Origin of the sequence: Wansuia hejianensis (assembly GCF_014337215.1) — a bacterium.
Classification (GTDB): Bacteria; Bacillota; Clostridia; order Lachnospirales; family Lachnospiraceae; genus Scatomonas; species Scatomonas hejianensis.
This window is the reverse complement of record NZ_CP060635.1, coordinates 85,305-111,206: the sequence shown is the minus strand read 5'-3', so window position 1 is coordinate 111,206 and position 25,902 is coordinate 85,305. Positions and strand designations below refer to the sequence as shown.

Here is a 25,902-nt window from a genome sequence, read left to right as displayed (position 1 = left end):
TTAATAACCGCCGTATTTCCTCGTAGCATCTCTCCAGGCTTCAAAGCAGCGATGTTCCACATTATCCATAGACAGTGAATTTGTCATGATGAAACCTCCGCCCGGCGCACAGATATCCAGCGTCTTCTTCGTCTCTTCCTCCACCGCAGCCGCGGATGATCCTTCAAGCAGCAGCTGGGTTTTCATTCCTGCTCCAAAACAGGCATGTCCTGTTAGAATCTGTTTTGCCCGTTTCAGATCCACATCCTCGAAGAAGTAAATCACTTTCCCGGCCGGAATATCTGTCAGCGTTTCCAGTCTGGAGGTATATCTGCCCTCACAGAGAGGCACAGGCACCAGGCCGGCCTCAATCAGAGCCAGCAGCAGGCGTTTTAGGTGCGGCCAGTAGTGGCGGTTATAATCCTCTAAAGACATGAAATTATCCGCCCCGCAGTGCAGGGGTATAAACACAAACCTGGAGCCTGCCCTTTTGGCCTGGGCCACTCCTGCCGGAATCGTTGCATCCCCCCACCGGAGAAGCACCTCATTCAGCCTTTCCGGATCTGACTTCATGTCAATGATTGTGGCAATCAGCCCTCTCACATTATCCGCAAAGTCGTCGAAGGGCGTGACCATGACTGAATCCCCCAGCAACGGATACCCCAGCTCCTGCACGTGTCCATTGACCTCCGCCACTCCTGCCAGGTTTTCCTGAAGGGCTTCGCCTGTCGCTATCATCCTCTGCAGCGCGCCCTTTACCTGCGGAAGCCCCAGCGCGGCCAGCCTGAAAACCGCCTGGCCGCATAAGACCGGCGCCTTCAGAAAAGACAGCCCCTGAAATCCCAGGTACTTCTGCGGCAAAACCCTGCTAAAGAGAAAACCACTGGGATCTCTCAGGTATTCCTCATATTCCTCTTCTTCCATATATTCCCTGTCAATAAACTGATACGGGGTATTCTCCGGCAGCCTATGGTAATCCCCCGGCCACCGCGCGTTGGAATATTCCGAGCATTCCAGCGCCGCCGCCGGGTAAAAGCTGGGCGCGTATACCATATCCGGATCATATGTTTCTACATATTTTTCCATGACAGGAAGCAGCGTTCTAATGTCTTCCATCACGTTTTGAATCGTAAGCCCATAGCCCAGCGCGTAAAAATTACCAATCTGTGGCACGAACGGCACTCTGTCCGCTGCTTTCAGTTCCACTGTTTCCCGAATTCTATTCTCCCGCCGGAGCTTCGCCTCTTTCTTATCATTTGTCATACTGCTCTCCTCCGCATCTTCCTGTCTTATTCAAAAATCTATCTGATACCTGTTTTAATCTGTTTTTCTTCCCTTTCTGCTCATCAGGGCGACCGTGATCACCAATATTACTACCGCTACCAGAAATCCTCCGATCCCGAACACCTGAAACATAAACCGCTGTGTGCCATTGCCGGATACGGCGCCGATCCACTGCTGTATATAGGCTGTCATAAAACACCCCAGATACAAGCTGGCCGACAAAATGCCATTTGATTTCTGTATTTGAGATTGGGGCACCATTTTAGCATTGGCTATAAAAATCATGGGCGTGATGCAGCCATAGCCGAACCCAATCAGTATCTGAGCCAGCATCGCCAGGCCAACAGAATCCGCCCGGCTGAGCACCAGAAAGCCAATCCCTAAAATGACACAGGACACCAGAACGGTAGCCCCTTTTAAAAGCTTTCTCACTGCCGGAAGAATAAAGCCCGCTACACATCCGGTACCCGTGATCAACGCCATGGTGATTCCCAGAAGAGCCGGAGGCCCAATCTTCTCACCCAGATAAAATACCGCCATATTCGTAGGCGTCACCAAGGAATATACCTGGATCAGAAACATTCCGATTACCAGCACGATAAACTTTGCCGGAATCTTTTCTGCCGCCGCCCGTTCTTCCTTACTTCTCTTCTGCACCGGGGTTGCCGGCACGAGAAAAATGACCAGGATCATGATTACGAACGCAAACGCGAACGCGTAGAAATTGTAACGCCAGCTGATAGCCGCCAGGCTTCCTCCGATGATGCTCCCCAGCATAGAACCGAAATTCGATGTGCCGGTAGCAAATCCCAGATTCCGGTCCTTTGCCTTTCCTTCATAAAACATCATGATGATAGCCGTCGACTGGGGCAGTACCAGACCAACTCCGCAGCCCATCAGCAGCCGGGAAATCATCAGTCCTGTCACCGAATTCATAGACGCGCCTACAAGCCCCATGGTTCCATAAATAGCAAGTCCCACCACAACCAGCATCTTCTTAGATACCATATCGCCGAGTTTTCCGGAAATCAGCGAGAATATCAGGACTGTAAGATACATCGACGACATAATCATCCGGATCGTCGCATACGGAGTATCCGGAAAAGAATTCTGCAGCGCATTCAGCGCCGGAGCGATCAGCGACCCGCTGGCATACATCATCAGCGAGATCGCCAAAATCCCTATCGTGTTCCCCATTGTCAAGTTCCGCTTCTGTTCACCCATAACACACCCTCCACAATTTGAATATTTCAACAGATTCTATCTTTTATTATACTGGCAGGGGCGACGCCTTCAATGTCTAGTCCGGACAAAACACGTGAAAAATCGACATACAATTTTGTCTTTTATCGACAACCAATTCCAGACTGTGTTATAATAAAAAGTAAGAAAAACAGAACGCAAATATACGTTTTATAAATGCAATGATCTGGCAGAGAAGGAGGACTATCATGAAAATCAGTATTTGGCATCTGTATGAAAGGCTGATGGAATACACCCCCACCGCTAACATTGTGAGCGGAGCCTGTGAAATCCAGGATGTGAGGGTTTTTTCACCTAATAACCATCTGTATTTTACCGATTACGTCTATCTGGTGAGCCTGGACCCTGAATACGGATGGAAAATGTCTCAGAACAGCGTAATCCTGATTCACAAACAGGACATGCTGATTTTACATGATGCCACTTTTTACGATGTCATGAATAAAATCATGGATATATTTGACCGTTTCCGAAAGATAAAGCAGAACCTGGAACGAGCCTGCAAAAGCGCCGTCCCCTATGAAGAAATGCTGGATATTCTGTACGATTATTACCATCTGCCGATCGTCATCGCCAACAATAACCTGAAAATACTGGCCGCCACCGACGTGATCGGCGCCATCGTGGACGGCTGGGATATCATTTTTCAGACACACTACATGCCGGTCACCTTTTTCTCCGTTTTCAACAACGAGGACAATAACCGGCGGTTTATTACCTGCAAAAAACCGTTCCTGATGGACCCGGTCAATCCAAACGCCGCAAAGCATTACCGGAAGCTCTTCGTAATTCCCTTTGAGTCCAACCGGATGTCCGCCGGAAAGGTTCTGATCAATGTCTTTGACGACACACTATCCCCCGGAAGCCTCCTGATGGGAGAAATATTCGCGGATTATTTTTCCAGGATTTCCTCTGAAAATGAAGATACCTACCACATGACTGCCTATTTTGAAAATGCACTCCGCCACAATTATTACTCAAAGGAAGAGGTGCAGGTTATATACAGCATGCGCCGCTGGGAGCCTGGGACAGCATTTACTCTCTGTGTACTGAGAGATTCCCGCAGGCAGCTCACCATTCCCGAGCTGCGCTGGTGCTGCGGCATACTGGAGCTCAACATCCAGGGATCTATCGCATTTACCTTTGATGATCAGGTGGTTCTCTTGATTCCTCACCAGCATAATTCTGTCGAATATCTGTTGGCTCTGGTTTTCCAGAATTATATACCCGGATTTTCCTTCCAGTGCGGCGCCAGCCTGTCCTTCCGCAGCTTCCGGACATTAAAACGCCACTATTCCCAGGCTCTCTATTCTCTCAACCAGATCCTGGGCGCCGAAAGCCATCATATGCGCTTCCAGGACTGCGGCTACAGGGGAATCTGCGCGGAATTAGCCCTTTCTTTCGACTGGGAAAACTATTACCCGCCCGAGCTTACAGAACTGGAAGCAGAGGACCGGGCACAGCATACTGACTATTACAAGACGTTCTTCTTTTATCTCTGGAACGGACAGCAGCTCCAGACGACGGCAGAGCAATTACATATTCACCCCAATACGCTAAAATACCGCCTTCACAAAATCTTCGCCCGACTGAACTATCAGCCGGAAGACCTTGAAAAGCGGCATTATTATCTGCTCTGTATGCAATTATCTCACTCATCCCCTGCCAGCTGATACACTGCCGGTCAGCACTGGCTTTCCCGTTCCCTGCCGGAGGGTACAATCACAGACCGGTATTTCGGTGATATGCCCGTGTCCATTCTGCCAGCGCCTGATCCAGGTGCTCCGGCAGTTCCACCGGTCCGACAGAAGCAATCTGGCGGTCCATCTCCACCCTGGTTGCCGGGTCTATCCCCAGATCTTCACCGGCCTTTTCATAAGCCTCTTCCCCGCTCTTCATGTAGACGGCGTAAAGGTAACTCTTCAGGGTCGCCCGCGTATGAAGCTCTTCATAGGCATGATGAAAGCAGTCGCAGGCTTCTTCCATCTGGAACAGCCTTGCGTAGGCGCAGCCCATATTATTATACACGCTGCCCAGAAACTGTGAACCGAGATTCGCTTCCTTCCGCAGAGCCATGGTGGCCGTATAGACTTCTATCGCCTTGATATATTTCTCATGAGATACCAGGGCGTCGCCCTTCAGCTTCAGCCTTACCGGCGAAGGCTGCTCCTCCAGCCCCTTGACCTTCAGTTCCAGATCCCGGAATTCCGTATTGCTCAGATAATTGATCTCCCGCAATACCGGCAGTATAAATTCACCCAGAGTAAATTCCTTCTGAACGAGCTGCAGCAGCTTCTGAGCCAGGCGCCGCAGTTTCAGCTCTTCCTTAAACCACTCCGCCAGCCTCTCATTCAATATGGTCGCATCTAAAAGCGGAAGATTCTGGCATATATAATAGCAGAGTTCTTCTATGGAATAAATATTCAGGCCGATGCTCTCAATATAATAGGGATTTTCAGCCCGTTTGACCTGACATAGTATATAACTGCCCATTTTCTTCACCCCTCCATCGTCTCATGCCACTTTTTGCCGCTGGATGGAAACATCTCCCCAAAACCGAGATCCTCCACATCGATCTGGCACCTCCTGGGGGAATCATATTCCATATGCAGCCTCAGCCTGGTCGTCTTGTCCGGCCTGTCCGGAAGACCCGGGAGAGCCATGCTGTAACGGTAGCGTTTGCCGTCCTCCATCTTGCTGACCACGAACACCAGATCCCGGATGCCGTCCATCAGGAATTCACATTCCTTTTCCGTCTCATACCAGTTGACCCCCGCCGTTACCAGCGGATAATATGCGGGCGACCCGTTGATCTTCATTTCCATTCCCACGTTATAGCGGATCAGGTCATTTCCCAGGTAAAGATAGCCCTTCAACGACCTCTCTTCCACCTTTTCCCTGGCTCCAAAGCAGGCTCCTTTGGCGAACAGATTGTCTCCGCAGAATACCCGCCTCTTGCCCCTGCACAGCAGCGCCGTGGACCGGACCGCCCAGGATTTATCAAAGGCCTCACCCAGGATAAATACGCTGGAATACAGCTCGTCCTTCAGAGATTCTTCGACAAGTGCCCGGAACTGTTCATCCTTCTGCTGCGGTTCCCCGCTCAGATGGATTGTCTTGCCCTCTTCTACCTGAGCCGTCACTGGCTTCGTCCTGTGATTCATCGACAGACTTTCAAAGCTTACATTCTCTTCCTCAAACTGAAACAGCCCGACCTTCCGGGTCCATATCTCCGGCTTCTGATACAGTGTGTGGAAATAGAAGCTTTCCTTATAATCCTGCAGATACGCACGCCCCCTGGGAATCGAAAGCTTCTCATAGGCCTTCCTTATGGCCTGAACAAAGGGCTTTGTCAGCGCCGGAACCGTAATCATGATACCGTCAATCTGACGCGGCGGTTCTGTCACACCCAGCATAGTCAGCGCCTGCTTCAGAAATACCGCCAGCAGGTCTCCGCCGGAAAATTCCTCGCCGTCCACTGAAAAGCTGTTGCCGTCCGCACACAGGTCATAGAGCTGATCCACCAGAACACCGTTCTTCTGCTCCGCGAAAAACTCTGCTTCCAGACCGTAGTGCCATTCACCGCTTTCCGGAATCCGGCTCAGCACGGTGGGGAACGCCACCTTCGTACTCCCCACCTTCACGGGAGCCGACACGGCATCCTGAGATCCTCTCTCATAATAACAGATCTGTGATTCCTTCCTGTTCAAATCCATCCCGACAATTAAATTCTTAACGTCCATTCTTTCCTCCCGCAGTGCAGATCCCTTAGCTCTTGTATGTTACTGCATCATATGAAACACCTCAGAAGCAAACGCATCCTGCCACAGATACTGGCGCACCGCCTGTTCCATCATCTCCCGGCTGCCAAGCTTTTTCGCCGCCAGGATCTTATTCAGAAGCTTATACCGGGTAATACCGGTCGTGTCCATATCCACCAGCGAAAGCTGATAGGTCTCCGTCTTCCTCACCTCGTCATCCTCCAGCACACTCAGATAATAGGTCAGGGTCTCGCCATAGAACAGCAGAAATTCCTTCACAAAGATCCCGCGGTACATATCTTTCATAGGTTCGCTGATCCATTCCTGCGTTCCGCTGTCCTCTCCCTGAAGCTGGTAATGGATGACCACCCGGCTGTCAGGCTTGAACCGTTCCTCGATAAACACCTTATCCTCGATCTGATATGCCTGGATCAGCTGTGACGGCAGGCGGCTGTAAAACTCAAAACGCAGGCCCAAACCATTACACTCCGACAACAGACGCTTTACCTGCTGTTCCTGGTTCCCAGTCAGGCTGCCGCTCTCGGAATAGTGTTTCAGCAACGCCAGCTTGCAGACCTGATCCATCTCCCACTCACGGTCATAGATCTTCTCCAGATAAGTAAAGATCCCTTTCGGTATTTCCTGCTCCTGCAGGAAATAACAGGCAGACAGGTAGGTGAGAAAAGCCACAATCACGCTCTCTCTGCCCTGCTGCAGCACATAGCACTCCAGGATCTCATCCCCCCGGTCCGGGAAAGCCCTGACAAACATGGAAAGCAAAAGAATCCTCTCATTCAGCGGATAAGTGTCCAGCTGGAATCCCCTGACTTTTCCCCATAGCCTGCACAGTTCACTGACTGTTCCCATGTAATGGTCTCTCAGATAGCTGAGCATGATTTCATCATATTTCCCCGCCTGATAGACATATCCGGTCAGACAAAGCAGCTCCTCATCTTCTTCAAAATCCTTTTTCAATATCATCCGGCTGGCCAGCTTCAGCAACAGCTGCACCGGAATTCCTTCATAGCCGAATTCAGCGGCCAGACTGAAGGCTTCCTCATACATCCCCCGTTCGATCAGTATCACCGCCATGCTGACTTTATCCACTCTGGCATATTCCCTGAGATCCATCTGAAACAGGTATTCTGAAAGGAATTTCTCCTCCCTGTGCTGCACATAATAATCCAGAAGCCTTTTGCGCACCTGGCACCGGTAACTGTCTGTAAAATCCTGATTATCAGCCGCCTTCCGGTAGCACTCCAGCGTCCGGCTGTTCACCTCCATCTGCCAGGCTCTTTCCCGGCAGCAATACAGCTCAAGTCCGGTATCGGCCACTCCCAGCTCCATGCAGCAGCGGGCGCTTTCCTTTTCTTCCATGAGCTTTTCCAGCGTATAGGCGACCGTCGTGGCAAATCTGCGCCGTTTTTCATCCTCGAACAGAATACAGGCATCCTCACTGTAAAGCGAGATATAAGCCACCCCGTCAATGCAGGGATAGACCTGTTCTTTCTTCAGCGCGTTGTGGCAGACCACCACGCTGCGGATATTCCTGTTCTCACAGGTCAGCTTACAGGTGAACAGAATCCCGGCCAGAAGCTGGCCTGCCTCGTAACTCTCAGGCCTGCTCAGAAACTCCTGATATAGCACCGCATAGTCTTCATTCATCCTGCCTTTTTTCAATGAATCCATGGCAAACTTCGTCATCGCTTTGCCGTAATTGAGATAGCTGGTGCGGTCCTGTTCCTTATGCCGGATCACACTGGCGTACAGAAATGCCTTCTTCCTCTCTCCCAGAGTATTATTATAGACAAAATACATCCGTACAGGCTGCGGCAGCTCCTGGCTGCTGCTGCCTTCCAGCGTCTCAATATAATATTCATACAGCCGGGTAATCCTGATTTCATGCTCCACCGCCAGAGAATACCAGCGGAAATATTCCTTTTTCACCGGATTCCCTTTCATCAAAAGCTTGCAGATCGCTTCCAGAATCTCCCTGTGCGGAAATTTCTCATACCCCTGTGACAGCAGGCGGTAAACCGTATTGCTGAATTCCTTCTGATGTCCGCTTAAGAATGCTGCCCGCAGCAAAAGCCCTTCCGTCAATATCCCATACTTAAGGGCAAAGTTCAGCACCTGAAGCATGAACGGCGACAGCTTCCGAAGCAGCGATTCCTGCTCTTCCAGAAGCTGCCAGGCCCTCAGATACAGAAAGGGGCTGGCGCAGCCGGTCTCATGGCAGCGCTCCAGCTCATACAGCACTTTAGACGGCATATTCTCATAGGAGAGATCTTCCCGAAGCAGCAATTCCAGCAGCAGATAGCTGTCCGGCTCCTGCTGGTAATATCTTCTCAAAAACGGAGTGATCTCCCTGCGCTCAACCGGCAGAAGATTGACAGCCTTGGCCAGGGACAGATATACTGCCTTTTCCAGATTTCCGTTCAGCTTGATCTTGCCCTCTTTCACCGGCCAGAGGAGCTCCAGCGCCCTGGCATTCTCATCATTCGTATACGCCAAAAAGACCTCATAGAGTAATACCATCAGGTCATTTCTGTCTTCTTCTTTTAATTCCTGAACCAGTTGGCTGGAACGCTCATACCAGGTCCTGTAATCCATCCGCTTCAGCTGCAAGCCCAGGTAATCCCGGAACAGCCACATGATCTTCCTCTTCCGGACGGTATTGGAAAGGGCATGCATCCCCTCCTCCGCTGAGGCTTCCACCTCAAAATCCAACACCTGGTAGACATTCCGCACCCTGATTCTTCCAAACTTCTTTCCTTCTCCCAGCTTCTCCCGGTCAACCACATATTCCAGGCCGTAGATACGCCCGATGAAATCGTCCGAAGTCACCACTTTCTTCTCCACCTGCAGAAAGTCACCCGATACTTCAATCTCCATCCGGACGTAGCCCCAGGTGTTCTTATAGATATACAGCGTATCCTTCTGGGATACATCCAGGCGGTACACCGCCTTCTGCTGCTTATCCAAACTTAAGGTCACCGCTTCCTTCTTCCCCGCGGAAACCAAGAATTCTTCCATATGCTGATACGTCACAGGATTGTGCGACATGCCCTTATACAGAGCCAAAAATGCCCGGTTCTTCCCATTCAGGATCTTCACAAACCGTTCGCTGGTAAAAAGCCGGAAACCCTCCCGCAGATTCCTCATACACAGCTTGGTGAAATCCTCCAGTGTCTGAATGCCGCCCTCCGAGCTGGTTACCTGCTCCTCCTGAATGACGGCCCGCACAGGAATCTGCAGCTCAGACAAATTACTGCTGATCAGTATGCAGCCCTCCACTGCATCTCCTGCCCGCAGCCCCTCCGTATCAACTCCAAATATGATATTACAGGTATTCCCCGCAAATTTGTCATTTGCAGTGAGTATCCTGTGGCTGTCCGACGTCACCAGCCCTTTAATCTTACTCCCGTCTTCAGCCCCGATGCTGAAAGAGCCCCTATATTTATTCCCCTCTGGTATGGCAAGCTGAAACTCCGAAACCGAAGCGATCAGCCTGGGTACCTCACAGGTAAAGCTTCCATGAACCAGTTCCACTACTCTCTTCTTCAAACCTTCCACCTGGCCTTTATCTCTTGACTAAATTATGATACAGCTTTACTATAATACATAGTATACACTACAAATGTTAAGCGCGCAATTCCTGTTTGTCAGAGGGAAATGAAACGCTACAGGAAAGAGAGGATTTTATGTTAAACCACAAGGATCATTTTCACGGCAGCGATTTGGAGAAAATAGAGGCCTTTTACCACATCCGGAAAGAAGATATCATCAGCTTTTCCGCCAATGTGAATCCCCTGGGCATTTCCAGCAATCTCCGGAGCTCACTGAGCCGTCAGCTGGACGCGATTACCACTTATCCGGACAGAGAATACAAGGAGCTGAGGAAATGTATCGCATGTTACGCAGGCACTCAGATGGAAAATGTGATTGTCGGAAACGGGTCCACAGAACTGATCTCTTTGTTTATACAGACGTACGGTCCCAAAAAAGCCATGATTCTGGGGCCCACCTATTCAGAGTATGAGCGGGAAATATCGCTGGAAGGAGGAAGCACCCTGTATTATCCTCTCCGGGAAGACATGAATTTTCATATGGATGTACAGGATCTGTGCGACAGCCTGAACGACACTCTGGATCTGCTGGTGCTCTGCAACCCGAACAACCCCACCTCAACAGCTATCTCCCGGAGAGATATGCGGCAGATCCTGGACGCCTGCCTCCAATACGGCATCTTTGTCATGGTAGATGAAACCTATGTGGAATTTACGGCGGATGAGGATGAAATTTCCTCTGTGCCGCTGACAAATTATTATACCAATCTGATCATTCTGAGAGGGACGTCCAAATTTTTCGCCGCGCCGGGACTTCGTCTGGGATACGCTGTCACCGGCAACCAGGATCTGATCCGCTCCATTAACACCAGGCAGAATCCATGGTCTATCAGCTCATTGGCTGAGATCGCCGGAAAGCTGATGTTCCAGGATCAGGAATATATTCAGAAAACCAGAACACTCATCGGCGAAGAGCGCAGCCGTCTCTATCACCTGCTAGACGCATGGGATTCTGTGACCGTCTACAAGCCTACAGCCAATTTCATGCTCATGAAAATCACCAGGGAACAGGCAGACGCGGACATGCTCTTTGATCACTGCATCCGCAAGGGACTGATGATACGGAACTGCTCCACCTTCCCCTTCCTGAACAACCGATTCATCCGCTTCTGTTTCATGTCCCCGGAACAGAATGACCGTCTCATAGATGCCTTCAGGGAGATCCTGTGAGTGAACGTCATTTTTATTGCCCTCGTTTTCTGCGTATCTCAGACAATGGGGGGGGGGTTAAAAGAGCCATGCAATAAAATAATACACAGAAAATCGCGCCTTTTCGGAGGGAATTCAGCCCTAATAAGACGCGATTTTTGATGTTCTGCAGCTATTTATTTCCACTGGTAATTCCTCAGCCGGCCTTCCGCCTGCATGTGGTCAAAGCCGTGCTGCCTGAGAGCCTCATACAGTATGATAGCCGCTGAATTACCCAGATTCAGCGAACGGATGCCGCCGATCATTGGAATCCGGATTGCCGTCTCCTGGTTCGCATAGAGTATGTCCTCCGGTATCCCTGCGCTTTCCTTGCCGAACATAATGTAGCAGTCTTCTTCATAGCTGACATCCGTATAGCTCCGCGGCGCTTTCGTTGTCGCATAATAGATCTTCGCCCCGGGATTTTTTTCCAGGAAGTCCTGGTAGTCGATATACGTGGATACATCCAGGCGGTTCCAGTAATCCATTCCTGCACGTTTCAGGGATTTTTCATCCAGACGGAAGCCCAGCGGTTCAATCAGATGAAGCCGGGTTCCCGTGGCCACGCAGGTTCTCCCGATATTTCCCGTATTGGCCGGGATTTCCGGCTCATGAAGTACAACATTCAGATGTGCCATTTTCCCCTCCCTTAAACTTCCAGAGCCCGGTACAGCTCGTCAGCCTGGGGCCTGTCGAGATACCGGACTTCCTGGCCGTTCCTCAGGAGCCTGTCATTTCCTCCGGTCGTGCGTCCCACAACAGTGCCGTGAATCCCTGCTTTTTCCAGACAGTCCACCACATATCTGCCGTCATCCGCCACAATCATCATAGAACCACTGGACATGATCAGGTAAGGGTTAACCCCAAAATATTCACAGATTTCCACCGTCTCCTGCCGGATGGGGATTGCTTTCAGATCCACTTCCAGACCTACGCCGCCTGCCTCCGCCATCTCCCAGAGAGCGCCGAACACGCCTCCCTCTGTGATATCATGCATGGCTGTTACGCCAGCCTCCCTGACAGCCCGGGCATCGGGAACCACAGATAAATACTGGTCAAATTCTTTCGCCGTCCGGACGAAATCCGGAGAAAAACGCCTCAGAAGCTGCTCTGTGCGTTCCTTTGCCAGTATCGCGGTTGCCTCCAGCCCTATCCATTTGGTAACTATCACATCCTGGCCGGGCCTGATCCTGGCCGGCGACAGAAGCTCTGATTTTTTGATCTTTCCCACGCCCGTCACAGAGATCACAGGCTGGTTAACCACATTGGTAATCTCCGTGTGTCCTCCGAAGATCTCCATATTCAAGCGGCTGCAAACTGCTTCCGCATCCTGAACCATCCTGCGGATCTCCGGCTCTTCAACAGTATCCGGGAGCATAACTGTCAGCATCACACCCAACGGCTCCGCGCCGGATGCCGCCAGATCGTTGGCCGTGATATGGATACAGTGGCTTCCGATATCCTGTACCGTGCCTGTTATGGGGTCTGAAGACATCACCAGCACTTCATCCGCTCCCACCTCCAGCGCCGCACAGTCAACGCCAACCGAAGGTCCCATAAGTATTTCTTCTCTTCTATGCTTTACCTGCTTCAGAACAGACCGGATCAGGACCGGTTCCGGCAGTTTTCCTATCTTCATTCCTTATGCTCCTCCCGGATGCTCAGCTATTACTTGCTGTACCTTGGCGATATCTCCGGAGGCAATTGCCTTCGTGATCGCCTGCAGAGCCGCCGTGCTGGCACCCTTTGTCCCCACCTTATATTTTGTGGGAATCATTTGATATTCACTGTAATTTACCTGTTCCCTGGACTGCACCTCACCATTCACGGAAATGACCTTCCACACCTCTGCAGTAGATCCCGAATGGCCCGGTTCTGTCTCCAGCTTGCCGAAATCAGCCTCCGCATCGGCCGTTATCTCAACGGTGGCATCAACTGTCGACAACGTCTCACTCTCAAAGGCAATGCTTCTCGCAGGATCTCTGGTCTCATGTCCATAAATGGAAAAATAAATCTCCCCGCCTCCTGCGTACCCTTCTATGTATATCGGCGCATCCGTATTATTGACAAACTTGAAGTCCTTAATTCCCTCCGCTATGGCCGCGTCCATGGATGGCTCCACATAGCCCACCAGCAGGGAGTGGTTCGAGCGCTCCGTCACCTCCAGCTCCGCTTCCAGGACAGCCCGGTACAGCGTCGTGGATACCTGGCAGATTCCTCCCCCATAGCTGTCCACATAGCTTCCCATCTCAATGGAGGTCGCCGGGAGATATCCTGCTTCTGCCGTATACGGAGCCATGGCATCGCTGACTGACAGTTCCTCGCCGGGATACATAAGCCTCCCGTTCAGCTTGGATGCTCCCACCGCTATATTGGTGCTCCGGCTGGTCTGTTCCGGATCATACTGCGTGCTTCCGGAACCCAGGACGTTCTGCACCAGAGCCATCTGCGCCTCATCCCCCTGGGCAGGCAGCACTTCGACTTCCACACTGACGCCGCCGAGACCGCCATGCCATTCTGTATTCATATAATTGACGACTTTACTCACAGACTCATCTACTTTGACGGATATCCCATCCTTTTTCTCGGTAGTGGAAAACGAACCATCGCTGTTATGGACAAGCCCCAGGTTTACCGCCGGATACCCCTGCGGCACGCATTTCTCCTCAATGACGCTCTGAACCGTCTCCGCAGTCACCGCCAGCTTCAGCTCAAAAACCAACGGCCCGTATTTCTGATGATACCGTTCCACCTGGAACCGCTTCAGCACGTTCCCCTGCCTTCCCACAGACAGCGCCTGATGAATCACCTCCGGGTTCGTGTAGGTCAGACCCAGTTCCCCGGCAGTAACAGATACGGGGGTTCCGTTCACATACAGAAGAACGGTCTCCTGCTGCAGTTCCGAAATCTTATCATTCACCGCCTGGGCAATCTCTTCCTCCGTCATACCGGATACATTTACATTCTCAATATAAACGCCTTCTGACGCCGCCGGCGCTGCTGCGGCCGACGCTTTACCCGGAAACAGGAGAACAGCCAGAAAAGCCAGGCACAGACAGGTAAACGCCCATCCTATTTTCTTCATGCCGTATCCTTCCTACATAATTGTGCCAAGCACAAGGGGCACCACCATCATCAGTACAAGGGCAATGGCAATGACAGCAGTTACAATCCTACGCATTTTAGGCTTCATAATAATCATCCCTTCCTTTCCTGATATTCCAGACAATATTCTTTCAGAAAACAATTTTCGCATTTCGGCCCTCTGGCAAAGCAGATCTGCCTGCCAAAGGTAATAATCTGTATATTATACAGTATCCAGTGATCCTTTGGAAGCACCTTCATCAGATCGTACTCCACCTTTTCCGGATCTGTCTCAGCCGTCAGGCCCAGCCTCCTGGAAATCCGCTTCACATGAGTGTCCACAACAATGCTCGGATCATGGTAAATATTGCCCCGGATGACGTTGGCCGTCTTGCGCCCGACACCCGGAAGAGCCGTCAGCTCCTCCAGGGTCTCCGGCACCTGGCCCCCGTGCTTTTCGCAGATGGCTTTGGCACAGCCTATGATATTCTTCGCCTTGTTATGGTAAAACCCAGTGGGCTTGATATCCTGCTCCAGCTCCGCCAGATCCGCCTTCGCGAAGGCTTCCATATCCGGATACTTTACGAACAGGTCTTTTGTTACAATGTTCACCCTCGCGTCCGTGCACTGAGCGCTCAAAATCGTTGCGATCAGCAGTTGTCCGGGATTCTCATGGTTCAGATAGCAGACATATTCCGTGCCATACTGTTTATCCAGCAGATCCAGTATTTCTCTGGTTCTCTTTGTCATTCGCATTCACCTCTTGCGTAATATCTATCCGCCGCGCGCTCCCATCCAGGGGATCTCTGCGGGAATAATCAAATAATAACACACAGCGGCGATTCTGTCCAATCTCCGGCAGCCCCCGTTCAAATATTTCCACATGGGTCATGGAACGCAGTTGTTTCCAATCATATGTTCCATGGTAATTCAAAAGACAGCCCCCGGCAGCCTCCTGCCGGAAAAAACGCCGAACAGCCTCTTTATAGAGCGTCTGGTCCGGAGCCCATGAAGGGCGGCTTTTCAGATTTTCCCGCGAATAGAGATCATACAGCATGACAGCTTCATACGCCTGTTCCGCTTCTCCCAGCTCCGCGAAAAATTCCAGCAATATTTCATAACGGCGGATCCTTGTGTGAGCCCCCTGCAGATAGCCCTTTCTCTCATAGAATTCCCCCAGAGCCTCATACATGTCAAACGGCTCCGGAAATAAAGCTTCCGCTTTCCGCAGCGTGGCAGAAAACTGCCCGCTGTTATAGTAGACCTCCACCATCTCCTCCACCAGCTTCAGCTTCAAGACCTTCTCATAAGAAAGCCATTTGGTAGACAGCACTTCATACGGCTCCTTTTTCTTATAGATGCAGCCGTACTCAGCCGCCCGGTCATACATGGCAGACCCACGCAGAACCTTCAGAAATCCCAGCTGAAGCTGCTGAGGCGCCAGGGAATAGACCTGGTTAAAGGATTCCCGGAAGCTTTCATAGTCTTCCCAGGGCAGGCCCGCGATCAGATCCAGATGCTGATGGACATTCCGGCCGGCCTGAACCGCCCTCACGTTCCGGCACAGCTTCTGGAAATCCATCGTCCTCCGGATCTCTCCCAGAGTCTTCGGATTCACAGACTGGACGCCGATCTCCAGCTGGACCAGTCCCGGCCGCATACGGGCCAGAAGCCCGATCTCTTCTTCATCCAGCAGATCGGCCCCTATTTCGAAATGAAAATTTGTAATTCCGTTGTCATGCTCCAGCAGAAATTCCCAGACCGCCAGCGTGTGCCGTCTCCGGCAATTGAATGTCCGGTCTACAAATTTCACCTGGGGCACTTTCCTGTCCAGAAAAAACTGAAGCTCTTCAAAAACCCTTTCCAGGCTCCTGAAGCGCATCTTCTTCTCAACCGAAGAAAGGCAATAGCTGCAGGAAAAGGGACAACCCCGGCTGGATTCATAATAAATGATCCGGTTCCTCAGGTCCTCTGTGCCCTGGTACGGAAACGGCAGTTCGTCCAGATCCAGCGGTTCCCGGTCCGGGTTACTCCGAACCATCCCCTCTCCATCTCTCCAGGTAATCCCTGGGACCGCCTCCAGCCCCCGGAAATCCCCCTTGCTTTCCCGTTCCTCCCAGAAACGGCAAAGGCAAGCAAAGGTTTCCTCTCCCTCGCCACGCATAATCCCCGACAGAAAGGGAAGCTCTTCCAAAATATCACCGCTGCAAAAGGAAACCTCCGGCCCGCCCAGCCATAGCTCCGTCCCGGGCAGAATCCGGCTGATATCCCAGAGCAGCTCCCTGACCAGAGTAACATTCCAGATATACACGGATACAGCCAGCACATCCGGCGCCTCCCGGTACAGCTCCCTGAGGATCTCGTCCTCCCTCTGGTTAATGGTGAACTCCCGCATGCAAACAGAATACCCGTATTTTTCCGCATATGCTTTCAGCGAGTACACCGCCAGATTAGAATGTATGTATTTCGCATTTACTGCCAACAGCATCCGTTTCATAACTGTTTCATTACTTCCTCAAGAGCCGGCATCGCCGGAATCCCCCCGCGTTTCTCCACACAGAGCCCTGCCACCACATTCGCGAATCTGACGAACTCGAGCCCCTGAGCTTCTGTCAGATCCCCCGGTTTTACATTATAATACGCGAATCTGGAAAGAATTCCTCCCCAGAAAGAATCTCCCGCGCCTGTAGTATCCACCACTTCGCGCTCCGCCCCTTTGGCCTGCACCATGAAATCCTTCGTCCTCAACAGCGCTCCGTCTTTGCCCAGAGTGACCACGGCGCACGCCACTCCCTGCCGGATCAGCTCCCCTGCCGCCGCCTCCGGCGACTCCACTCCGGTCAAAAGCTCCGTCTCCTCGTCTGAAATCTTCATGATATCCACATAGGGGATCACAGAGCGCATCTGTTCCTTGGCCTCTTCCCGGCTGCTCCACAGCAGCGCCCGGTAATTGGGATCGTAAGAAATCAACGCTCCCGCCTCCTTCGCGCACCGGATCGCATAAAAGGTAGCGCTTCTGGCCGGTTCATCCGTCAGCGACAGAGAGCCGCAGTGAAAGATCCGGGTATTCTTCAGTATCTCTGTATCCACCTCGTCCTCCCGCAGCTGCGTATCCGCCCCGGGCTTCCTCGCAAAAGAAAAACTCCTTTCCCCGTTCTTCAGCGCCACAAATGCCAGAGTAGTAAAATAATCCGGATCGACAATCATTCCCTTTGTCTCCACACCGCACTTCTCCAGCGTCTCCTTCAGCAGCTTCCCGTGCATATCATCCCCGACTTTACCGATAACCGCCGTCTTCTGACCCAGATTCTGCAGCGCCGCCAGCACATTTGCCGGAGCCCCGCCCGGATTCTGCTCAAACAGGGCGCGTCCTCCCTCACTGCTGCCATAGGGTGTAAAATCAATCAGAATCTCGCCTAACGCCGTAACATCATACATAGCAATTCTCCTTTATATTCAAGATTTTTCTAACCACAGCCTTCTGAAATATTCATCGATAATCATATCACAAAACGCCGTTGAGAGCCAGTGTTTTGCAAACCATTTTAGAAAGCGGATAAAACCCAATTGATATAAAAATAGTCTTTAAAAAGTTCAAGGGCTGCCGCAACAGCGACAGCCCTCTTCTGTTCGTGCCTAGTTCCGGAATCGAACCAGAGACACGAGGATTTTCAGTCCTCTGCTCTACCAACTGAGCTAACTAGGCGTTTCAGATCGTTCCCATCTTACCATAAGACGGAGAAAATTTCAACCCAATTTTTCACCATCCAGCATATTTTCGATCACATAGGCCACTCCGTCTTCTTCATTGGACGGAGCCACGTAATCTGCCACTGCTTTCACAGAGGGCTGCCCGTTTCTCATGGCCACGCCGAAGCCGGCCATCATGATCATAGATTTATCGTTATAGCCGTCGCCAAACGCCATCATATCCTCCGCCCCCATGCCGGTCATTTCCAGCAGACGGGTCAGGGATCTGGCTTTATCGATTCCCTCCGGCATAACCTCCAGGAAATACGGCTCGGAACGGTAGATACTCAGCCTGCTGCCGATCCGTTCTTTAAGCCTTTCTTCTACTCCCGCAAGATAACCGCCCCGCTCCATCAGCATGCATTTCACCACAGGAAACGTAATTTCCTCCGCAAAATTCTTAAGTTCTCTCACCTTCATTTTTGTACAGATCACTTCTTTCTGCACATACAAGTCCCAGGGGGTCTCCGTGCAGATGCAGTCATCCTGGTACGTCAGCAGGGACGTGCCGTATTCCCTGGCCATGGACGCCAGAAGGGCAGGAACATCGGGAGGCAGTTCCCTGCGGAACAGCACTTCTCCCTGCCTGCACTCTGTGATCACGGCGCCGTTAAAAGACAAGATATAGCTCCCGTACTCATCCAGCTTCAGCTCCCTGGCCAGCGGCCATACCCCATATGTGGGGCGGCCGGACGCCAGCACGATCCGGCCGCCCTCCTCCTGGTAACGGAGAAGGGCTTCCCGGGTCCGGGACGTGATTTCTTTTCTATTATTTGTCAGAGTTCCGTCCAAATCCAGAACTACGAGACGATACATATCCATTGCTTATTTCTCCCGGATTTTTTTAATAGCTGTGGACAGCTTGATGGGATTGCCGTACATCAGCGTTCCGAAGCGGAAAATTTTCGCGGCCAGAACCCCTACAAGTATGCAGCTTCCTCCCAGCAGCACCGCGGATATCATGATTTCCCAGGGCGCCACAGTGCCCAAGGCGATCCGCAACAACATTCCGTTGCTGGATGTAAACGGTATGAAGGACGCCACCTTCACCAGCATAGTGTCCGGCATCATCATGCCATAGATCGCAACAAAGAAAGACGCCATATAGATAATCATGACTGTACTGGAGCTTTTGCTGATATCCTCCGTTTTTGACACGAGCGCGCCCACCATTCCGAAAATAAAGGCATACAGGAGATACCCCATGAGGCCGAACACCAGGAACGCTGCCCATACCACGGCAGGGATCTGGAACAGAAAATCCAGTTGATGGCCCCATGCGTCTGCAAAGGCATGGTAGGATACAAGGGCGCTGCCCAATATCACTCCTGCCTGTACGATACCTCCGATGGCACCCGCCAGCACCTTGCCGAATATCAGGCTGTTGCTGTCCACGCTGGTCACCAATATCTCGATGGCCCGGTTGCTCTTCTCGGTCGTCACGGAAACCGCGATCATCTGACCGTAGAAAATAATCAGGAAATACAGAATAAATATCAGCGCATAAGTATACCAGTAATTCATCGCGCTGTCTTTGCCGAGAATCATAGTCTCAGACTTCATAGGCTGGGCATAAATGTTCTCCACCTCAGCCGCGTCGATCCCTTCCCGGGCCAGCTCCGCCGCCCGGTAATTTTTCGCCAGAGCCTCTTCAAAGGGGTCCTGCCCCTCGGAGAATACAGAACGGTTCTTCAGGACATACGTGTACTGGTCCGGCCCCTGGACCAGAAAGCCTTTTTCCGCTTCCTCCGATTCCACCGCTTCCTTCACAGCATCTTCGCTGTCCAGAAATTGCAGCTGATAGTCCGGAAGCATCGCTGCGAAGCTTTCTCTGTCTGAGATCACTCCCGCCTCGTCCGCCACAGCCACTGTAACTGCATGCTCACCGCTGTCGCCGGACTTCGAGTTCCCCATGAAAAAGGTCGGTACGATAATAACTCCTGACAGGATCACGGCGATCAGAACCGTGGTCATCACAAAACCTTTGTTTTTAAAGTAATTGCCCAGCTCAAATTTTAAAACGGTCCAGAACTGTTTCATACCTGGTCACCTGCACTTTCTACAAAGATGTCATTCAGCGAAGGCTCATAATTCCCAAAGCTCTCCACGTCCAAATCTGCTTCCGCCAGCGCCGTCATCAGCTGTTTTTTGCTGATCTCTGGCTTTAACTGAAGAATTGCCTGCTCCTTCCGCTGTCCCATCACGGTCACCAGCTCCCTGAACTGTTCTTTCACAAGCCTCACTGTCTCTTCCCCGTCCCGGTCTGCCAGGCTCAGGACCAGACGATCCCTGCCGAAATCCTTTTTAATCTCCCTCAGATTCCCGCCCAGGACAATCTGCCCCCGGTTAATGATGACGATATCCTCGCAGAATTCCTCCACATAGTTCATCTGATGGCTGGAAAAGATCACCAGCCTTCCCTGGTCGATCTGCTCTGAAATCACATCTTTCAGGACCTGGGAATTGACAGGGTCCAGTCCGGAAAACGGCTCATCCAGGATGATCACATCCGGATTGCAGACCAGAGTCTGCGCAAGCTGAACCTTCTGCTGGTTACCCTTAGAAAGCGTCTCAAGCTTCCTGTTCTCGTATTCCGCCACGCCCAGGCGTTCCAGCCAGTAGCGCATGCTTTTTTTCGCGTCTGCCGCCTTCATTCCCCTCAGGCACGCCAGATACACAATCTGTTCATTGACTTTTTTCTTCGGATACAACCCCCGTTCCTCCGGCAGATATCCTATATTCACCTTCTGCTGCCAGGCTGGCTGGCCGTCCAGAAGCACCTGTCCGCTGTTGGCCTTGAACACGTCCATAATAATCCGTATAGTCGTCGTCTTGCCCGCTCCGTTTCTGCCCAGCAATCCCAGCGCTTTTCCACTTTCCACGGAAAAGGAAATTCCATGGAGAACTTCCGTCTCTCCAAACTGCTTATGAAGATCTTTGATTTCCAGTCTCACTTCATTCTACCTCTCTTCATTTTATTCCCGCGGACATAAAGTCAGTGCCCTGCCTGGCCCTGACGGCGCCGCGGTATTCTCGCTTCTCAAGCTTCCAGCTCTTCACCGATATCCAGCATCATGGCGCTGACGCCAATGTGCTGAGGGCACGCCTTTTCACAGCGCCTGCAGCGGATGCATTCATCCGCTTTTTTGTCCAGCAGCGCGTATTTCTTCCTTGCCACATCCATTCCATCTGTAGCCGACTGATTATAGATGCTGAAAATCTCCGGGATATTGAGACCCGAAGGGCACGGCAGGCAATATTCACAGTGGGTGCATTTCACCAGCGCCATCGTATTGAAAATCTCTCCGGCTTTCCGGTACATCTCCTCACTGGAAGTGTCCAGCATACCAGCAGCGGAACGGGAGGCATAGCTGAGATTATCCTCTACCTGCTTCATAGAGTTCATGCCGCTCAGAACCAGGCTGACCTCTGGCTGGTTCCACAGAAAATCCAGGCCCCATTCCACAGGAGTACGTTCTTTCGGAAATACGTCTGCCAGATGCGTCGCCGGCGCTGCCAGCTTTCCGCCCCGCAGAGGCTCCATAATCACAACTCCCAGCCCCTTAGATGCCGCATACTGAAGTCCTTTTCTCCCGGCCTGGTGCTCTGTATCTGCATAGTTATACTGAATCTGGCAAAATTCCCAGCCGCTGTAATAATCCACAATCTTTTTGAACACCTCGAAGGAATCGTGGAATGAAAAACCGATATGCCTGATCTTCCCGGCCGCCTTCGCGGCTTCCAGGTGATCCAGCAGACGCATGTTCAGCACGATATTTTCAAAACGTTCCTGATCCAGGGCATGCAGGAGATAAAAATCGATATACTCTGTCTGCAGCCGCTCCAGCTGCTCCTCCAGAATCCTGTCGAAATCTTCCTCCTCCTTCAGAAGCCAGACTGGTGATTTTGTAGCCAGATAAACCTTCTCCCGGTAGCCGTCCTGAAGGGCCCTTCCAACTGCCGCTTCACATTTGCCGTTCAAATACGGGTATGCCGTATCCACATAATTTAATCCGTGATCAATTCCATAGCGCAGCATGGCGGCTGCCTGTTCTTCATCCACACGCTCTTCCCCGTCCCTCTGAATTAAGGGGAAACGCATGCAGCCAAACCCCAGCGCTGAAACTTCCACTCCCGTGCGGCCAAATTTTCTGTACTGCATACAACCTTCCTTTCTGAATATGGCTTTCTGCCATTCATTTTACGGCCCTTTTCCCGGCCTCCGCCCGACAAGAACAATTTTCGCTCCTGTCTCCGGCTTTGGAGGATACTTTCCAGAACGTTATTGTCAAATGACCGGCATCCATGATACCATCCCTCCGGACGCAATGCCCCACCGCCGGATGCACACAAGCTGCCTGGAAAGATTTCACATATCTCAGCCGCAGCCCTCTGCCGGTACAATGTCTCACGACATTATACCATACTGTCAGGAGTACGGCAATCAATCTTAAGAGGAATTCCACCCGGCCCGGGAAAATACCGTCCAGTTCAGCGTTACAGTGCCATTACTTATTTGCGCAAATTTTATTGACAGTACCTGTTCCTACTTATATAATGTATCTATAACCTTTCACAATATTTTCATCCAATAAGGAGTTTTCATATGGCAACTATCAATGATATTGCGAAAATGGCCGGAGTATCCACATCTACTGTATCTCATGTGGTCAATAAGACGCGTTATGTCAGCCCAGAGCTTGTAAAACGTGTAGAGAAAGCGATTGAAGAGCTGGAAGTCCCCCCAAACTTTGTGATCAAAAAAGGAAAAAGGGCGCCCATAGCCGCGCCCGCTCAAACCTCAGAAAAATATATCCTGCTTCTCATCACAGAAAAAAAGAGCAATTTCCAGAAGCAGATTGAGCACCAGATCGAATCCCACCTGAAGGACAGCGGATATTCTCTGCTCACCGTCCTCTGCAGCAGCCAGGCTGATTCTCTGGCCGCCTTCCTCAGGTCTGTCATTGAATCCAGACTGATCTCCGGCATCATACTGTTTCCCGACGAAAGAGATTACATCACGAATCAGATCCTGAGCGGTCAGTCGGTCCCAGTGGTGATCCTCGGCAGAGAAACGGAAGGTTACCTGGCGGACACCATCACCTCGGACACCCGCGAGGGAGCCTACCGGGCCATTGAACATCTGATAAAAAACGGCCACGAGCAGATCGCCTACATCGGACGCAGCATAGACCGCAGCCCTAAACGTCTCGAGGGATACCGCAGCGCACTCAACGATTATTCCATCGCCGTCAAGGAGAGCTATGTCCATCCCCAGGTGCAGAGTGAAACTGAAGCGTATGAAGTTCTGGACTCCCTTCTCTTTAACGAACAGCCTGCACCCACCGCGCTTTTTGTGGCCAATTATTCTCTGGTCACCCCTGTGTTCAGATACATCCGCCTGCACAACATCCCATGCCCGGAATCTCTCTCCATCGTCACCTTCAATGATTTTGAATGGTCCGCGCTGCACACGCCCGCCATTACAACCATTAGCCAAAACACAGAAGAATTCGGGCGGATGGCGGTGGAGATGCTTCTGCAGAGGATCAGGAACAACGAGGCAGCCAACGTGCCCGCCCTAAAAGAAATATATATCCATCGTTCCCTCAGCACCAAAATTAATGTGCGTGAATCCACCTGCGGGATCGGCCGGGGGCCGTTTGGCGAACGTGCTGCCTCTCCCAGCTCCCTTTCCCTGAACGACAGCGAGATCGCACAAATACGGAGCCGCCATCTGACGGCGGCGATCTCCTTCCATTACGCTGGGAAGGCCTGGATGGAGCTGCATCAGAAGGGTATCAGGGATGTTTTCGATAATCTGGGGATCTCCCTCATCGCCATCACAGACGCCCACTTTGATCCTTCCCTTCAATGCCGCCAGCTGGACAGCCTGCGGCTGCTGGAGCCTGATATTATCATCGCCATTCCTACGGATAACCGGGAGACCTCAGAGGCATTTCAGCGCATCGTATCAGGCAGTTCACGGCTGGTATTGATATCCAATGTGCCCGAGGGGCTTACCGTATCCGATTACGTCTCCTGCGTCTCCGTCAACGAGCATTCTCACGGGCGCAACATGGGCCACGGCCTGGGCGAATATATGCTCCGGCACTCCCTGACAAAGGCGGCCCTGATCACTCACGACGCTGATTTTTACGCCACGAACCAGAGAGACAACGCCGCCATACAGGTTCTGACCGAGGAATATCCCTCCATACAGATTTGCGCCAATATCCAGTTCCACCGGGAAACGGAGGTCTACGAAAACACTTTAAAATATATCAAACACCATCCGGAAATCGAAGCACTGTATGTCTCCTGGGACGGGCCCGCGCTGGAAGCCATCCGCGCCCTGTCAGAGCTGGACCGGACTGATATCGCCATCGTCACCGGCGATCTGGATTACCCGGACGCCCTGAACATGGCTAAGGGCGGGATGATCAAGATGATCAGCGCACAGTGCTCTTACGAACAGGGGCAGGCCATCGCGCTGGCCGCCGCCAACGCAATGCTGGGCAAGAAAACACCTTCTTTTATAGGGATAGAACCCATCAGCGTGACGCCCGCCAACCTTTTGAAATCCTGGTCACAAATCTTCAAGGAGGAGCCTCCCAGCGAGCTGAAACAGGCATTCAAAAAAAGTGCGAATTATATAGCAGCAGAATCCGAAGAACCCCTGGTTTAACAGATAAGCCGGAATGGGGAGGGCATCCCAAAGGATTGCCCTCCCCATTCCGGCTTATAAGCTGATACAGAAGACATCAGTCCTCTACCTTTTCCCACTGCCTGCTCTCTGCAGATTTAGCCACAGCCGCACAGACTCTCTCAACCCTATAGCCCACCTCAAATCTGGTGGAAGGCTGCTGGCCGTTTACAATAGCGCTGATGAAATCAAACATCTCAATAGCCTTCAGTTCCCCATAGCCGATGTTCATTCCGGGGATATTCCAGGTGGCGTCCCCATAGAAGTGGGCCGGGCCGGTGTAGATGGTCTTAAATCCTCTCCTGTCGTCCGGGTCCTTTGCCCAGCATACCTGCAGCTCATTCAGACGTTCATAGTTGAAATATACACTTCCAAGGGTTCCGTGAAGCTCAACGGTGATGAAGTTATTCCGGCCCCAGGCATTTCTGGTGGCCTCAATGCTTCCCGATGCGCCGCTCTTAAATTTCACCAGGAACGAATCCTCATCGTCCACATCCACCGCTTTTCTCGGCGCGTCCGCCCCCAGCTTGACGGTTCCCAGCAGATCCACGCCGCCCTCCTGTACCGGGCGTTCTGTTATGTAGGTCTTCATCATGGAAACCACCTCGTCAATATCACCCGCCAGATACTGGGCGATATCAATGACATGGGAGGCGATATCACCCAGCGTCCCGGCTCCCGCGATATCCTTCTGGAATCTCCAGGACAGCGGAGAATCCGGATCTGCGGACCAGCTTTGCAGGTATGTACATCTCACGTTCAGAATCTCACCCAGAGATCCCTCATCGATAAATTTTTTCGCGAGGACAATTGCCGGCACCCGGCGGTACTGATAAGCGTTCATACTGATAATCCCTTTTTCCGCCGCCTTCGCCGCGGCGTCCGCCATCGCCTTCGCATCAGCCAGCGTAGAGGCGATAGGCTTCTCGCAGATCACATGCTTGCCCGCTTCCAGCGCCGCGATGGCGATCGGGGCATGGGCGTTGTTGGGCGTGCAGACGCTCACCACATCGATCTCCGGATCATTGACGATCTCCCGCCAGTCCGTACAGCATTTTTCAAACCCAAATCTTTCTCTGGAATCTTCCGCAATCTCCGGCACGATATCGCAGATCGTTTTTAAAACCGGCATTGCAGGCGCAGGCCAGAACAGCTTTGGCATATTTGAATATGCGACCACATGCGCCTTTCCCATAAATCCTGCTCCTACCAGTCCGACATTCAGTTTTTTCATGACAGTTTCCTCCTGATTCTTGTT

19 protein-coding genes and 1 tRNA gene are annotated in these 25,902 nt (G+C 51.7%); 3 read left to right on the top strand and 17 right to left on the bottom strand.

Annotated features, from left to right (window positions below; translation table 11 throughout):
• Positions 1-1,242, bottom strand: a complete 1,242-nt coding sequence (locus tag H9Q79_RS00500) for a uroporphyrinogen decarboxylase/cobalamine-independent methonine synthase family protein (RefSeq protein ID WP_118645436.1) — start codon at positions 1,240-1,242, stop codon at positions 1-3.
• Positions 1,243-1,296: 54 nt separating this feature from the next.
• The gene (locus H9Q79_RS00495; RefSeq protein ID WP_249328965.1) at positions 1,297-2,487 is read right to left on the bottom strand and encodes an MFS transporter; all 1,191 of its coding nucleotides are present in this window, start codon (positions 2,485-2,487) and stop codon (positions 1,297-1,299) included.
• A 227-nt stretch (positions 2,488-2,714) separates the two neighbouring features.
• On the opposite strand from H9Q79_RS00495, the gene H9Q79_RS00490 reads away from it, so the two are divergent.
• Positions 2,715-4,199, top strand: a complete 1,485-nt coding sequence (locus H9Q79_RS00490) for a PucR family transcriptional regulator (RefSeq protein WP_249328964.1) — start codon at positions 2,715-2,717, stop codon at positions 4,197-4,199.
• Positions 4,200-4,248: 49 nt separating this feature from the next.
• Here H9Q79_RS00490 and H9Q79_RS00485 read toward each other — a convergent pair whose 3' ends face one another.
• Genes H9Q79_RS00485 through H9Q79_RS00475 form a run of 3 tightly spaced genes read right to left on the bottom strand, consistent with a single transcriptional unit; the run spans position 4,249 to position 9,854 of the window.
• A complete protein-coding gene (locus tag H9Q79_RS00485) occupies positions 4,249-5,019 on the bottom strand; it encodes a tetratricopeptide repeat protein (RefSeq protein WP_249328963.1) in 771 nt (256 codons plus the stop codon).
• A 5-nt stretch (positions 5,020-5,024) separates the two neighbouring features.
• Positions 5,025-6,269: a DUF5716 family protein gene (locus H9Q79_RS00480; RefSeq protein ID WP_118645428.1), complete on the bottom strand. Its 1,245-nt coding sequence runs from the start codon at positions 6,267-6,269 to the stop codon at positions 5,025-5,027.
• 39 nt (positions 6,270-6,308) lie between these two features.
• Positions 6,309-9,854, bottom strand: coding sequence for a DUF5717 family protein (locus H9Q79_RS00475; protein WP_249328962.1), 3,546 nt, complete (start codon positions 9,852-9,854; stop codon positions 6,309-6,311).
• A 137-nt stretch (positions 9,855-9,991) separates the two neighbouring features.
• Between H9Q79_RS00475 and cobD the strand changes: the two genes are divergently transcribed.
• Complete coding sequence (gene cobD, locus H9Q79_RS00470; RefSeq protein ID WP_118645422.1) at positions 9,992-11,086, top strand: threonine-phosphate decarboxylase CobD; 1,095 nt, start codon at positions 9,992-9,994, stop codon at positions 11,084-11,086.
• A 155-nt stretch (positions 11,087-11,241) separates the two neighbouring features.
• Here the strand turns inward: cobD and H9Q79_RS00465 are convergent, their stop codons facing one another.
• The 11 genes from H9Q79_RS00465 to H9Q79_RS00415 form a co-directional block, all read right to left on the bottom strand.
• On the bottom strand, positions 11,242-11,742 hold the full coding sequence (locus H9Q79_RS00465; protein ID WP_118645420.1) for a tRNA (cytidine(34)-2'-O)-methyltransferase: 501 nt from the start codon (positions 11,740-11,742) through the stop codon (positions 11,242-11,244).
• Positions 11,743-11,753: 11 nt separating this feature from the next.
• The gene (locus H9Q79_RS00460) at positions 11,754-12,743 is read right to left on the bottom strand and encodes an AIR synthase family protein (RefSeq protein ID WP_249328961.1); all 990 of its coding nucleotides are present in this window, start codon (positions 12,741-12,743) and stop codon (positions 11,754-11,756) included.
• A 3-nt stretch (positions 12,744-12,746) separates the two neighbouring features.
• Positions 12,747-14,189, bottom strand: a complete 1,443-nt coding sequence (locus H9Q79_RS00455) for a VanW family protein (RefSeq protein WP_249328960.1) — start codon at positions 14,187-14,189, stop codon at positions 12,747-12,749.
• A gap of 113 nt (positions 14,190-14,302) precedes the next feature.
• Entirely contained in the window at positions 14,303-14,938 is a 636-nt protein-coding gene (nth, locus tag H9Q79_RS00450; protein ID WP_249328959.1) for an endonuclease III, read from the bottom strand.
• The gene (locus tag H9Q79_RS00445; RefSeq protein ID WP_249328958.1) at positions 14,898-16,685 is read right to left on the bottom strand and encodes a B12-binding domain-containing radical SAM protein; all 1,788 of its coding nucleotides are present in this window, start codon (positions 16,683-16,685) and stop codon (positions 14,898-14,900) included. Before H9Q79_RS00445 ends, nth begins: the two co-directional genes overlap by 41 nt.
• Positions 16,682-17,626, bottom strand: coding sequence for a carbohydrate kinase family protein (locus H9Q79_RS00440; protein ID WP_118645411.1), 945 nt, complete (start codon positions 17,624-17,626; stop codon positions 16,682-16,684). Before H9Q79_RS00440 ends, H9Q79_RS00445 begins: the two co-directional genes overlap by 4 nt.
• A gap of 195 nt (positions 17,627-17,821) precedes the next feature.
• A tRNA-Phe gene (locus tag H9Q79_RS00435) sits at positions 17,822-17,894 on the bottom strand.
• A 41-nt stretch (positions 17,895-17,935) separates the two neighbouring features.
• On the bottom strand, positions 17,936-18,760 hold the full coding sequence (locus H9Q79_RS00430; RefSeq protein WP_118645408.1) for a Cof-type HAD-IIB family hydrolase: 825 nt from the start codon (positions 18,758-18,760) through the stop codon (positions 17,936-17,938).
• A gap of 3 nt (positions 18,761-18,763) precedes the next feature.
• On the bottom strand, positions 18,764-19,978 hold the full coding sequence (locus H9Q79_RS00425; RefSeq protein ID WP_118645405.1) for an ABC transporter permease: 1,215 nt from the start codon (positions 19,976-19,978) through the stop codon (positions 18,764-18,766).
• Positions 19,975-20,892 (bottom strand): ABC transporter ATP-binding protein, encoded by a 918-nt coding sequence (locus tag H9Q79_RS00420; protein ID WP_118645402.1) that lies wholly within the window; start codon positions 20,890-20,892, stop codon positions 19,975-19,977. The genes H9Q79_RS00425 and H9Q79_RS00420 overlap by 4 nt, the downstream gene beginning before the upstream one ends.
• An 86-nt stretch (positions 20,893-20,978) precedes the next feature.
• Positions 20,979-22,100, bottom strand: coding sequence for an aldo/keto reductase (locus H9Q79_RS00415; RefSeq protein WP_118645399.1), 1,122 nt, complete (start codon positions 22,098-22,100; stop codon positions 20,979-20,981).
• A gap of 444 nt (positions 22,101-22,544) precedes the next feature.
• On the opposite strand from H9Q79_RS00415, the gene H9Q79_RS00410 reads away from it, so the two are divergent.
• Complete coding sequence (locus tag H9Q79_RS00410) at positions 22,545-24,626, top strand: LacI family DNA-binding transcriptional regulator (protein ID WP_249328957.1); 2,082 nt, start codon at positions 22,545-22,547, stop codon at positions 24,624-24,626.
• 76 nt (positions 24,627-24,702) lie between these two features.
• On the opposite strand, the gene H9Q79_RS00405 is transcribed toward H9Q79_RS00410, so the two are convergent.
• The gene (locus H9Q79_RS00405; RefSeq protein WP_118645393.1) at positions 24,703-25,878 is read right to left on the bottom strand and encodes a Gfo/Idh/MocA family protein; all 1,176 of its coding nucleotides are present in this window, start codon (positions 25,876-25,878) and stop codon (positions 24,703-24,705) included.
• Positions 25,879-25,902 lie beyond the last annotated feature (24 nt).

Coding starts and splice junctions, on each gene's coding strand:
- H9Q79_RS00500 (WP_118645436.1), bottom strand. CDS start 1,242: ATGACAAATGATAAGAAAGAGGCGAAGCTCCGGCGGGAGAATAGAATT.
- H9Q79_RS00495 (WP_249328965.1), bottom strand. CDS start 2,487: ATGGGTGAACAGAAGCGGAACTTGACAATGGGGAACACGATAGGGATT.
- H9Q79_RS00490 (WP_249328964.1), top strand. CDS start 2,715: ATGAAAATCAGTATTTGGCATCTGTATGAAAGGCTGATGGAATACACC.
- H9Q79_RS00485 (WP_249328963.1), bottom strand. CDS start 5,019: ATGGGCAGTTATATACTATGTCAGGTCAAACGGGCTGAAAATCCCTAT.
- H9Q79_RS00480 (WP_118645428.1), bottom strand. CDS start 6,269: ATGGACGTTAAGAATTTAATTGTCGGGATGGATTTGAACAGGAAGGAA.
- cobD (WP_118645422.1), top strand. CDS start 9,992: ATGTTAAACCACAAGGATCATTTTCACGGCAGCGATTTGGAGAAAATA.
- H9Q79_RS00465 (WP_118645420.1), bottom strand. CDS start 11,742: ATGGCACATCTGAATGTTGTACTTCATGAGCCGGAAATCCCGGCCAAT.
- H9Q79_RS00460 (WP_249328961.1), bottom strand. CDS start 12,743: ATGAAGATAGGAAAACTGCCGGAACCGGTCCTGATCCGGTCTGTTCTG.
- H9Q79_RS00455 (WP_249328960.1), bottom strand. CDS start 14,189: ATGAAGAAAATAGGATGGGCGTTTACCTGTCTGTGCCTGGCTTTTCTG.
- nth (WP_249328959.1), bottom strand. CDS start 14,938: ATGACAAAGAGAACCAGAGAAATACTGGATCTGCTGGATAAACAGTAT.
- H9Q79_RS00445 (WP_249328958.1), bottom strand. CDS start 16,685: ATGAAACGGATGCTGTTGGCAGTAAATGCGAAATACATACATTCTAAT.
- H9Q79_RS00440 (WP_118645411.1), bottom strand. CDS start 17,626: ATGTATGATGTTACGGCGTTAGGCGAGATTCTGATTGATTTTACACCC.
- H9Q79_RS00430 (WP_118645408.1), bottom strand. CDS start 18,760: ATGGATATGTATCGTCTCGTAGTTCTGGATTTGGACGGAACTCTGACA.
- H9Q79_RS00425 (WP_118645405.1), bottom strand. CDS start 19,978: ATGAAACAGTTCTGGACCGTTTTAAAATTTGAGCTGGGCAATTACTTT.
- H9Q79_RS00415 (WP_118645399.1), bottom strand. CDS start 22,100: ATGCAGTACAGAAAATTTGGCCGCACGGGAGTGGAAGTTTCAGCGCTG.
- H9Q79_RS00410 (WP_249328957.1), top strand. CDS start 22,545: ATGGCAACTATCAATGATATTGCGAAAATGGCCGGAGTATCCACATCT.
- H9Q79_RS00405 (WP_118645393.1), bottom strand. CDS start 25,878: ATGAAAAAACTGAATGTCGGACTGGTAGGAGCAGGATTTATGGGAAAG.